Origin of the sequence: Plantactinospora sp. ZYX-F-223 (assembly GCF_039649625.1) — a bacterium.
In the GTDB taxonomy this organism is placed as follows: Bacteria; Actinomycetota; Actinomycetes; order Mycobacteriales; family Micromonosporaceae; genus Plantactinospora.
This window is the reverse complement of record NZ_JBDJAV010000100.1, coordinates 1-11015: the sequence shown is the minus strand read 5'-3', so window position 1 is coordinate 11015 and position 11015 is coordinate 1. Positions and strand designations below refer to the sequence as shown.

The 11015-nt window shown below is 68.2% G+C and carries 9 protein-coding genes and 1 pseudogene; 5 read left to right on the top strand and 5 right to left on the bottom strand.

The features are described 5' to 3' along the window. Positions 1-167 precede the first annotated feature (167 nt). Positions 168-1067, bottom strand: coding sequence for an ABC transporter ATP-binding protein (locus AAH979_RS41820; protein ID WP_346263656.1), 900 nt, complete (start codon positions 1065-1067; stop codon positions 168-170). 405 nt (positions 1068-1472) lie between these two features. Between AAH979_RS41820 and AAH979_RS41815 the strand changes: the two genes are divergently transcribed. From AAH979_RS41815 to AAH979_RS41805, 3 genes and pseudogenes are all read left to right on the top strand, one after another. Then, on the top strand, positions 1473-2312 hold the full coding sequence (locus AAH979_RS41815; RefSeq protein WP_346263655.1) for an ABC transporter ATP-binding protein: 840 nt from the start codon (positions 1473-1475) through the stop codon (positions 2310-2312). 74 nt (positions 2313-2386) lie between these two features. Continuing rightward, positions 2387-3940, top strand: a complete 1554-nt coding sequence (locus tag AAH979_RS41810; protein WP_346263654.1) for a hypothetical protein — start codon at positions 2387-2389, stop codon at positions 3938-3940. Positions 3941-4050: 110 nt separating this feature from the next. Then, positions 4051-4981 (top strand): annotated as a pseudogene (locus AAH979_RS41805) (IS701 family transposase); the annotation flags it as partial. Positions 4982-5452: 471 nt separating this feature from the next. On the opposite strand, the gene AAH979_RS41800 reads toward AAH979_RS41805, so the two are convergent. Next, positions 5453-6499 (bottom strand): LacI family DNA-binding transcriptional regulator, encoded by a 1047-nt coding sequence (locus tag AAH979_RS41800; protein WP_346263653.1) that lies wholly within the window; start codon positions 6497-6499, stop codon positions 5453-5455. 510 nt (positions 6500-7009) lie between these two features. On the opposite strand from AAH979_RS41800, the gene AAH979_RS41795 reads away from it, so the two are divergent. Continuing rightward, the gene (locus tag AAH979_RS41795) at positions 7010-8380 is read left to right on the top strand and encodes a cellulose binding domain-containing protein (protein ID WP_346263652.1); all 1371 of its coding nucleotides are present in this window, start codon (positions 7010-7012) and stop codon (positions 8378-8380) included. Positions 8381-8659: 279 nt separating this feature from the next. Here AAH979_RS41795 and AAH979_RS41790 read toward each other — a convergent pair whose 3' ends face one another. Continuing rightward, positions 8660-9340, bottom strand: coding sequence for a hypothetical protein (locus tag AAH979_RS41790; RefSeq protein WP_346263657.1), 681 nt, complete (start codon positions 9338-9340; stop codon positions 8660-8662). Further along, complete coding sequence (locus tag AAH979_RS41785; protein WP_346263651.1) at positions 9253-10065, bottom strand: hypothetical protein; 813 nt, start codon at positions 10063-10065, stop codon at positions 9253-9255. Before AAH979_RS41785 ends, AAH979_RS41790 begins: the two co-directional genes overlap by 88 nt. A gap of 28 nt (positions 10066-10093) precedes the next feature. Between AAH979_RS41785 and AAH979_RS41780 the strand changes: the two genes are divergently transcribed. Next, positions 10094-10324, top strand: coding sequence for a hypothetical protein (locus AAH979_RS41780; RefSeq protein ID WP_346263650.1), 231 nt, complete (start codon positions 10094-10096; stop codon positions 10322-10324). A gap of 166 nt (positions 10325-10490) precedes the next feature. Here the strand turns inward: AAH979_RS41780 and AAH979_RS41775 are convergent, their stop codons facing one another. Further along, on the bottom strand, positions 10491-10766 hold the full coding sequence (locus AAH979_RS41775; protein WP_346263649.1) for an ABC transporter permease subunit: 276 nt from the start codon (positions 10764-10766) through the stop codon (positions 10491-10493). Positions 10767-11015 lie beyond the last annotated feature (249 nt).

The window sequence follows — 11015 nt, the reverse complement described above, 5'->3', positions numbered from 1 at the left end:
GCCATCATCGATCGGACCCCCGGTGCGACACGCCCGGCCAACACACATCTAAAACGCTCACTGAGACCAGGAGGAAACGTAGATGGTGACGAAGACACCGACGCCGATCATCCAGCCGGCGACCGCGCGCCGGTAGTCGCGCAGGGATTTGCGGATCAGGCTGGGGATCACGACGTCGTCACCTCGGACTGGTGGTAGTAGCTGAGGAAGGTCTCCTCCAGGTCGGGTTCGGCGCTGATCAGGTCGACGACGGTGTGTCGGCCGAGTGCCTTGATCAGCGGGTCGAGTTGCCCGTCGACGGTGCAGCGCAGGACCGGTCCTTCGACGCTCACGTCGGTGACGCCCGGCAGGCCGGTGAAGTCGGCCACCGCAGGCGGCTCGGCGAAGTGCACCTCGACCTGGCGGACGGCCCGTTTGCCCAGCGATTCGACTCGTTCGACGGCGACCAGCCGGCCGGCGCGGACGATACCGACCCGGTCGGCCGCGGTCTGCACCTCGGCGAGTACGTGTGAGGACATGAACACGGTCTGCCCGTTCGCGCGGGCCTCGCGGACCATCTCCAGGAACTCCTGCTGCATCAGCGGGTCCAGGCCGGTGGTCGGTTCGTCGAGGACCAGCAGCTCCGGCTCGTGCATGAACGCCTGCACCAGGCCGACCTTCTGCTTGTTGCCCTTCGACAGGCCACGGATCCTGCGGGATAGGTCCAGTTCCAACCGCTCCGCCAGCTCGCCGATGCGCCGGGCGGAGACGCCGCCACGGGCGTCGCCGAAGAATCGCAGCAGCTCGGCCACCCGTTCCCGTCCCTCGAACGACAGCTCACCGGGGAGGTAACCGATCCGGCGGCGGTTGTCGACGCCGTGCCGGGGAACGGCGCCGAGCACCGTGGCGGTGCCCCGGGTGGGACGGATGAAGTCCAGCAGCAGCCTGATCGTGGTCGTCTTCCCGGCCCCGTTCGGACCGAGATAGCCGAACACCTCACCCGGCTGGACCCGCAGATCGAGATCTTCCAACCCGCGGCGACCGCCGTAAAACTTCGTCAAACCCTGGGTCTCGATCACCGATGTCATGACGCACCTCCTCCCCCGGCTGGCACGGTGCGGAACAGTGAGCTGTCGGCCCTGGCGGGCGTGCGGCGGAACTCGACCATGCCAGCAAGCCTCACCCCCACCCCCGCGACTTTCCAGGCCGATGTCGTGACAGCTGAGAGGGCTGTTCGTTGCCGAACTTCGGCAACGCCCACCGTCGCGGCATCCGACGTCGTTCCGCTCGTACTGGACGAACGAGTTCCCGAAGGCGGCAAGGTGGCGGTGGACGGCCTTGTCGAGGACTTCCCACGTCGATGGGTGGCACGTAGGCTCTGCTGTGGTGCGCCGGGAAGTCTGGTCGGCAGTCCTGTCGGCTGTCGATCCCGGGAGGCTTCCGTGGATGTTCCTGCCATTCGCACCACTGGCCTGACCAAACGCTACGGGCGAGTGTGCGCCCTGAACAGGCTGGAGCTGAGCGTGCCGGCCGGTGAGGTGTTCGGTTTCCTGGGCCCGAACGGTGCGGGAAAGTCCACCACGATCCGGTTGCTGCTCGGTCTGGCACGCCCGACCGAGGGCCGGGCCTGGATCTTCGGCACCGACACGGGCGATGTCGCGGTGGCACACCGGTCGATCGGGTACGTGCCCGCCGACGTGGCGCTGTGGCCGGCCCTGACCGGTGCGGAAACGCTGGAGCTGCTGGCCCGCACCGGCCCCGGGATAGACCGCGCCTACCGCGACGAACTGGTGGACCGGTTCGAGTTGGACCTGTCAAAACCGGGGCGGGCGTACTCGACCGGGAACCGGCAGAAGGTGGCCCTGGTCGCCGCGTTCGCGACCCGGGCACCGCTGCTGATCCTGGACGAGCCGACCAGCGGCCTCGACCCGCTGATGGAACGCGAGTTCCAGCACGCGGTCGGGCAGGCCCGCCAGCGGGGCCAGACGGTGTTCCTCAGTTCCCACCAGCTGGCCGAGGTGGAAGCGGTGTGCGACCGGGTGGGGATCCTGCGCGCGGGTCGCCTGGTCGAGGTCGCCGGAGTCCCGGACCTGCGCCGGTTGCACCGCAGCCAGGTAGCGGTGACCTTCACCGGCCCGACCCCGAACCTGGCCCAGGTCCCTGGTGTCGAGGGCGTCGAGGTGGTGGGACCGTCACGGTTGCGGTTCACCCTCGCCGGACCGCCGGCACCGGCGTTGCGGGCCCTGGCCGCAGCGGATGTGACGGCGCTGCAGGTCCACGAGCCGACCCTGGAAGAGATCTTCCTCCACTACTACACGCAGGCCTCCCGATGACGGCCGTCGACACCCCCGTCGGCCGGACAACGGCGCCCGTCGCGGCAGTTACGCGGGCCGTCACCTGGCTTGCTGTGCGACAGGTCCGCCGCGGCGCCGTGATCGTCGTGGCGGTGATGGCCGGCATGTCGGCGATGGTCGCCGCCACCTACTCCCGCACCGTCGGCGACACGTTGGATGCCGCGGCGCTCGCCGCTCTGGCCGAGAACCCGGCCATCCGTACGCTGTTCGGCGAGCCGGTCGCGCTGCACGATCCGGGCGGCTTCACCGTCTGGCGTACCGGCACCGTCCTCTCCGTGCTCACCGGTATCTGGGGATTACTCGCCGTCACCCGGATCACCCGCGGTGAGGAAGACGCCGGCCGGTGGGACCTGCTGGCGGCCGGCCGGATCCCGGTCACCACGATCGTGGCCCGACACCTGACCGTCGTGGTCGCCGCACTCGTCGTCGCGGGGTTGGCGACAGCCTGCGCTCTGACCGCGGTCGGCACCGCACCCCGAGGTGCTCTGCTGCACGGGGCGGGAGTCGCGCTGCTCGGGGTGTTCTTCGCCGCCACCGGTGCGCTGACGGCCCAACTCTTCCCCAGCCGGGGAACGGCTACCGGGACGGCGGTCGGGCTACTCGGCGTCGGGCTACTCATGCGGATGGTCGGCGACGGCGCAGGCGCCCTGGGATGGCTGCGTTGGCTCTCGCCGTTCGGGCTGGTCGCGTTCTCCCGCCCGTATGAGGCGAACCGTCTCCTGCCGCTGACAGTGCTGGCGGTCGCTGCCGCGACCCTGTTCGCGGCCACGGCGGCGGTGGCTGCCCGTCGGGACGTAGGCGCCGGCTGGCTCGCCACCTCGGCGGGGCGCCCGCCACGGCTGCGGCTGCTCGGCTCGGTGCCCGGGTTCGCGACCCGGCGCCTCCTGCGTCCCCTGGCCGGGTGGGCGGCCGGGGTCGCCGCCTACTTTCTACTCATCGGCCTACTCGCGGTCTCCATGACCTCGTTCCTCGCCGATAACCCACGATTCGCCGAACTCGCCGCCCAAGCCGGCTTCGGTGCCCTCGGCTCGGTCGAGGGCTACGTCGCCGCGCTGTTCGCGCTGCTCGCCATCCCGGTCGGAGTGTTCGCCGCCGCCCGGGTCTCTGCCATGGCCGCGGACGAAGCCGGTCGGCGGCTGACCCTTCTCTACGCCCAGCCGATCACCCGTACCCGGCTGCTGGTTACCGAGACAGCTGTCACCGCCTGTGGCGCGGCGATCCTCACCGCCGTCGCCGGCCTTGCGACCTGGGCCGGGGCGAGCGCCGTCAACGCGCCACTGCGGTACGGCGACGCTCTGGCCGGCGCAGTGAACGTGATCCCCATCGCCCTGCTCTGCCTCGGCGCGGCCGTACTCGCCCTGGGCTGGCTACCCCCGGCCGTCGCACCTTTGGGCGCCCTACCCGCAGCCGGCGGATTTCTCCTCCACGTCATCGCCGACAGCACCGAGGCACCGACATGGGTACGGCGGCTCTCCCCGTTCGCCCACCTCGCCCCGGTCCCCGACCTGCCACCGAACTGGCCGGCAACCACCACCATGCTGATCATCGCCGGCACGCTCACCATCCTCGGCGTCATCGGCTACCGCCGTCGCGACCTGCGCGGCTGATCACTTTTGCAGGACGCTAAGTACTGCAACGGCATTGAGCGTGTCGAGTGGTGCTCGCGTTCGTTGAACTCGGCGTGACGAGCGTCGATGTTGAGCGGTGGTCCACCGAGTTGGACCGGTTTGCATGGTCGGATCAGGGTGCGGTTCCGGCGGGTGCAGCCGCGTCGTCGGGCTCGGCAGTACCTGTGTGGGCTGGTCTCGGGCCTGGACCGCAAGAACGGTTGGACGCTTGCTGAGCAGGCGGGGGACGTGTCGCCGGACGGGATGCAGCGGTTGTTGCGGTGGGCGGACTGGGACGTCGACGCTGTTCGTGACGACGTGCGCGACTAGGTGGTCGAGCACCTTGGCGACCCGCAGGGTGTGTTGATCGTCGATGACACCGGCTTCTTGAAGAAGGGCATCCGCTCGGCCGGGGTGGCCCGGCAGTACTCCGGCACCGCCGGACGGGTCGAGAACTGCCAGGTGGGCGTGTTCCTCGCCTACCGATCGGCCAAGGGACACGCCCTGGTTGACCGGCAGTTGTACCTGCCGGCGTCGTGGACCGACGACCGGGACCGGTGCCGGGCGGCTGGTGTTCCGGACTCGGTGCCCTTCGCGACGAAGGTGGAGATGGCCCGGACCATGCTCGGCCGAGCGTTCGATGCTGGGGTGCCGGTCGGCTGGGTGACGATGGACGAGGCGTACGGCCAGTCGAAGTCGCTGCGGGTGTGGCTGGAAGAGCGGGATGTACCGTATGTGGTCGCGACCCGCCGCAACGACGACATGGTCACCACCAGCACGGGACGAGCCCGCGCCGACGAGCTGATCGCCGCCCTACCCGGCCAGGCGTGGTACCGCCTGTCCGCCGGCGCGGGTGCTCACGGACCACGGGAGTACTGGTGGGCGCGAGTGCCGGTCCGGGTGCCCGCCTGGTGGAAACCGGGCCGCGGCCACTGGCTCCTCGCCCGGCGCAGCATCACCACCGGGGAGATCGCCTACTACGTCTGCTACGGCCCCCGCCGCGCCCGGCTGGTTGACCTCGCCCGAGTCGCCGGTGCCCGGTAGGTGGTCGAGGAGTGCTTCCAGCAGGCGAAGAACGAAGCCGCCGCCGATCAGACTGGCCAGGCTGACGACGGCCACGACCGCCAACGGCCAGTTCGCCGCCACAGTGGTCCACCGCGCCGACCACCACGATGCCGGCACCAGGGCCAGCAGCACGTGCGTCCCGTCCGCGCCGTCCTCAGGCGGACTTCCGCCCGAACGGGTACCTCGGCGGCAAGTTGTAGCGACAGATGATCTCTACCGGAGCACGTTTGCCCAGGTCAGCAACTGTCGCGGATGCTCTGCGCGCCACCCCGGGGGCACCTCACAGAACTGCAAAACGTAGCGCAGTCGATCGGCTTCTGATCGTGGGAGCTGGGTTCCCACTCAACTGATCGGTGCACGGATGCCCCGGCTAACTGGCCGGGCATCCGTGCACCCGCTCCTGCTGAGTACGGAGCTGGGGCGTCGCGCGCAGCGACCCCGACGCAGTCACCGCCTCGAGCCGGGTGCGGCGGTGCTTCCCCGGATCACCAGGGAGGTGGACAACTCGATCCGGTCCTGTTCCGGTCGGCGACCGTCCGCCAGGCACAGGACGAGTTCCGCGGCGGCCATACCCATCTTCAGCAGCGGCTGCCGGACCGTGGTCAGCTGCGGACCCACCCACTGCCCGAGCGGTAGATCGTCGAAGCCGACCACGCTCAGATCCTCGGGAACGCGCAGGCCCGCACGGCGTGCTGCCTCGTACACCCCCAACGCCTGCAGGTCGTTCGCGGTGAAGATCGCGGAGGGTGCGTCGGAGAGGGCCAGCAGCGCCGTGGCCTCGGCGAGGCCGTCCTGCATGTAGAGCGGTGCGGTCCGGATGAGATCCGGGTCCGGGGCGACGCCCGCCGCGTCCAAAGCAGCGCGATACCCGTCCAGGCGGGCCCGGCAGCACAGCAGTTCGGCCGGCCCGTTGATCATGCCGATACGCCGGTGGCCCAGTTCGAGGAGATGCCGGGCGGCGACTAGGCCGCCGTTCCAGTTGGTGGCGCCGACCGAGGGGGTCTCGTGCGTCGGCTCGCCCGACGGATCGAGAACCACCAGGGGGATCGCCCGGCTGGCCAGCTGCCTGCTCTGCTGTCGGGTCAGGTTGGCGGAAACCGCGACGACGCCCGTGGGCCGGCGTGCCAGTACGTCACGGGTCCACGCCTCGTCGGGGACGAGTTGCCCGCGCATCTCGCTGACCGCCACGGCGAGTCCGCGCGGCCGAGCCACCTGTGAAATGCCGTGAATGATCTCCAGTGCCCACGGGCTGTCCAGCACCTGGAAGACCACCTCGATTACCGGCGTCGCCGGCTCGCTCTGCTCCTGGCGCTGGTAGCCATGCTCCTGGATGACGTGTTCGATCCGTTGTCGCGTCGCGGCGGCGACACCAGCCCTGCCGTTGAGCACCTTCGACACGGTGGGGGCCGAGACGCCGGCCAGGTGGGCGATCCGGGCCACGGTCAGCCCGCCCTGGCGGCTCGCTTCCGGGGTACAGGGATCCGAGGTCGTCACGACCGCAGCCTATGTGACCTTCCTCAGCGGCTCCGCCGTGAGCGCCGACGAGAGGGCATCGCCCGGCAATCCGAGGCAGCGAGTTTCTTTCTTTAGAACGACTCTTGACGCGCCATGCATTGATGAACGAAGATGCGATGAGGCCAACGAGAGCAGTCTACGCAGGTTGAACGCGCTCTCCGATGTTCTGAAAACTTTCACTGAACGGATCAGGAAGCCATCAGCGAGGCCGGCGCTAGCGCCAGCTGGACACCACACGATCGTTCGATATCCGGCACGAACGACCATGCTCAGCAGCGGTCGGGCTGGAGCGGCCCGCCCTGTTGTTCCGAGCGGCCGCGGACCGGAGACGGTCACGGCATACCACTGCCCATGCGAAAGCCCGCCTCGTCGCCCACCCATCGACGCGGCGGGGCCGGTGAACCGGCTCGCTTAACGCGAACCGGGCTCCGCCTGATTCGCCCAGACCCGGGAGACAGCATGATTCGCCGATTCAAGGGCAGACGCCTCATGGTCGCCGCCCTCTGCGCCGCCACCAGCCTGCTGCTGGGCGCGGTCGTGACCGTCATCATTCCCCCCGCCGCTGCCGCGGACACGTCGACGAAGTACCTGGGGATCTTCCGCGAGAGCAGCCCGACGGACATCGCCGCCGGTACGGTCAGCCGCTACAGCGTGACGCCGGCGAGCGTCCAGTGGTTCGACAGCTGGGCCACCGGCAACGCCTTCGACTCGGCCGCGGCCAGGGCGTTGTGGAATCAGGGCATCGTCCCGCACTTCACCTGGGAACCGTGGAACACGGCGCTGAGCGTCGGCGACCCCAACCAGATCCACCTCCAGGACATCATCGACGGGCGGTGGGACAGCTACATCCGAGCCCGCGGCGCGGAGTTCGCGGCGGTCGGCGGCCCGCTCATGGTGCGCTGGGGACACGAGTTCAATGGCAACTGGTACCCGTGGGGCATCGTCAACAACAACAGCGACCCGGCCTTGTACGTCCGCGCCTACCGGCACGTTCACGACCTCGTCGTCGCAGCGGGCGCGACCAATGTGCAGTGGGTCTGGTGCTTCAACAACGGCTCCACACCCGACGCCTCGCTCAACGACCCTGCCCGGTCCTACCCGGGTGACCAGTACGTCGACTGGGTCGCCATCGACGGCTACAACTGGGGCCTGGGTCCGTCCTGGGATCCGTCCGGCAACCACTGGACCAGCTTCGACAGCATGTTCGCGAGCGCCTACGACAAGGCCCGCGCCATCGCTCCGAAACGTCCGGTGATGATCTCCGAGACGGCTTCCAGCGAGGACGGCGGGAACAAGGCCCAATGGATCAGCGACATGTCCACCAGCCTGCAATCAGGCCGGTACCCGGACCTGAAGAATGTCGTCTACTTCGATCAGGACAAGGAAGAGCGCTGGTCGGGCACATCGTCGTCATCCGCCCAGGCAGCCTTCCGGACCTGGGTCAACACGCCGTTCATGCGAGGAACCGGGACCGAATTGGCCCAGGTGGCGGCGCAGTACCAGGGCGGCACACCGCCGACATCCCAGCCGCCCACATCGCAGCCGCCGACGTCCCAGCCGCCGACCGGCGCCTGCTCCGCAACCTACCGAACCGTCAACTCCTGGTCCGGAGGCTTCCAGGGCGAGGTGACCGTCACCGCTGGCGCGGACACGATCAACGGCTGGACGACGCGCTGGACGCCGAGCAGCGGGCAGACGATCAGCCAGGTCTGGAACGGCACACTCACCACCAACGGATCCTCGGCAACCGTGCGGAACGTCGAATGGAACGGTTCGCTCAACCCCCGCGGCTCGACGACGTTCGGCTTCATCGCCAACGGCTCGTCGTCAACGCCAGCAATCACCTGCACCAGTCCCTGACCCTCGACGACCTGTTGACCGGTTGGACGAGGATCCCCCGGGTCGGCGGTCCGCGCTCCACGCTCCGGCCGTCGGCCCCCGCACGGGGCCGACGGCCGGTTCGGCCAGCGGCAGTTGGGCTCGTTGGTCCGGTTGGGTGCCGCTCGGTCCGCAGTGGTGCTGCATCGACCCGCACGTCATCAACCGCCACCCCACGCGACCTGTGCAATGCGTTGGCCGGCGACCCGCTGGAGCCCCCGAGCTTCTGCACAAGCTCGGCAGTGACCGACGACGCGTGCCTCAGCCAACCTGTCCCAACGACATCACCGGCCAGGGCGAGAGGTCAACATCGACCTCGAGTACACCGTTGTCGGGCACGGTCAGCGTAAACCTGAGAAGTAAGTCGGCGAGCGCGCTCAGGTACCTGCTCTCCGCGCGGGACAGGTTGAGCGGGGATCCCAGCCGGTACCACGCCTCGGCGACGTTGCCGTGCTCCCAGTCCAGGATTTCGACGAGGGAGGTGGTCCCCGGCTTGAGCCCACCAATCGAGTGGTGGATCCTCCGGTTCGGCCCCATAGCCGCCAGCGCACGAGTAGCCGGGTACGAGTTCGCCAGGCCGACAGACCTCATCGCCATCTCGTCGGGGTAGTTGAAGAACAGAGCCGACACCGCCGAAGTCCGGGAGTCGCGGGTCACCACGCCGTCGGACGTCGCGAGCAGCAGCCGGTCGCCGAGCCGCTCGAGCATCGCGAACGCGTGGAACGTCGGTTTGCGAATTCCGGCCTCGTTCACAAGGCCGAACCCGCCGTGAAACGGCCCCATCCCGGCGCCGCCCTCCTCGAACACGTCTGTGAAGGTCCAGTAGGAGATCGAGTCGGCGAGAGTCGCGCACTTCAGGTACGTCCGCGTGATGAACGTCGCCGCGAAGAGCGTGTCGTGGATGAAGTCGCGGGCCGATGGCGATGTCGACCATTCGGTGATGTGGATCTCGGAATCCGGATACGCGCTGTTCGCCACGAGATCGCGAAGGAGCCGCAGGTCGTCGAACGTCGCGTCGATGTATCGAGCGATGTGGACCCCCCGCCCGTCGGCCCGTACGCGAAATCGGTCGGGTAGAGGTGCGTCGAGATGAAGTCGACCGGCAGTTCACGCTCCGCGCACCAGGCGATGAAATCCTCGATCCACACCGGGCGCCAGTCCAGGGGGTCCACGTCGGACGCGGTGACGGTCTCGTGCATCGCCGAGCGGTCCTCAACTTCGCCCTTGTAGCGGTCGTCGGGTACGAATACGCTCGTCGCCGGCCCGCCCACCTTCAGTTCAGGGTCGATCTTCCTGATCGCCAGGGCGGTCTGCTCGTAGAGTTCGAAGTACTCCGTCTTCGTCCCCGTCCAAAAGTGCGGCACCAGGTTCGGCTCGTTCCACACCTCGAATCGCCACTCCCGCACTTCGGCCAGGCCGTACCGGTCGATCCAATGCTCGATCGACCTCGTGACGAGCTCGACCCAGCGCGCCATGTCCGTGGGCGGGCTGCAGTGAGCGCCCCACCAGAACACGGTCTCCCGCACCGTCGCCAGCTCACGCGGCATGAACCCCAACTCGACGAAGGGCCGGACGCCGCACTCCAGGATGAAGTCGAATACCTTGTCCACGTAGCTGAAGGTGTATTTCGGCGAGGCGAGGGCACGTCCGGGCGAAGCCGTGGCCATAGCTCCCCCGGTACACGAACATGTCGTCGTGAAAGACGCCGTGGAAGCGGACGTAGCGGAATCCGCACGCGCGGACGACCTCGGCGAACTGGTGCTGCCAGTCCGCGCGCAACGCTTCATTCGCTCGTCCGGCGCCGACACTCTCCGCCCAGATGTGCGGGAGCACGCTCTCGTCGCACAGCTGACCGTCGATCAACAGTCGGGGCTCGAGCACAGGGTCGCTCGTCATGGCCTCACTTTCTTCGCAAGCGTCATTTAGGGAGATGGCCGGCGGGGCCGCGGCGGCGGCTTCCACGCCGGCACGCGCGCCGGACCGCCGAGGGGCTAACCCTTGACCGCGCCGAGCGACAGGCCCGACTGCCAGTACCGCTGCAGTCCGAGGAACGCGATGATCAGCGGAACGATCGTCAGCAGCGCGGCGGTGATCACCAGATTCTGATGAAGGCTCCGTTCCCGGCCGTCGAGCCCAGCTTGTTCCATTCGTTGAGCCCGATCGTCAGGGGATACCAGTTTGGATCCTTAAGCATGATCAACGGGAGGAAGTAGTTGTTCCAGATCGACACGAATGAGAAGAGCAGTACCGTCACGCTCGCCGGCGCGAGCATCGGCGCCGCGATGCGCAGAAAGGTCGTGAACTCGCCGGCGCCGTCGACCTTCGCGGCCTCAAGTAGGTCCGTCGGCACGGCCTCCGCTGTAAACACCCACATGAGGTACAGTCCGAACTGGTTGACGAAACACGGTATGACTGGACGTTTGCTTCACGTTCGCGTCGGTAGCGACCGATTCACATCTCGGCTCGGTGACACAGAACGCCGGATCTGACCTGGAATGAGCGCATCCGACCCAGCGCTACTCTGACCGGAATCAACGCGTTTCACCCTGCGATCGTGTCTGATTCACGTACGCCCTGGAATCAACGGACATAACGTCCGCCGAGCCGGCCTCCAGAC

Excerpts from the sequence above, each read along its gene's own strand:
- AAH979_RS41795 (WP_346263652.1), top strand. The coding sequence starts at position 7,010 with ATGGTCGCCGCCCTCTGCGCCGCCACCAGCCTGCTGCTGGGCGCGGTC.
- AAH979_RS41785 (WP_346263651.1), bottom strand. The coding sequence starts at position 10,065 with ATGGCCACGGCTTCGCCCGGACGTGCCCTCGCCTCGCCGAAATACACC.
- AAH979_RS41820 (WP_346263656.1), bottom strand. The coding sequence starts at position 1,067 with ATGACATCGGTGATCGAGACCCAGGGTTTGACGAAGTTTTACGGCGGT.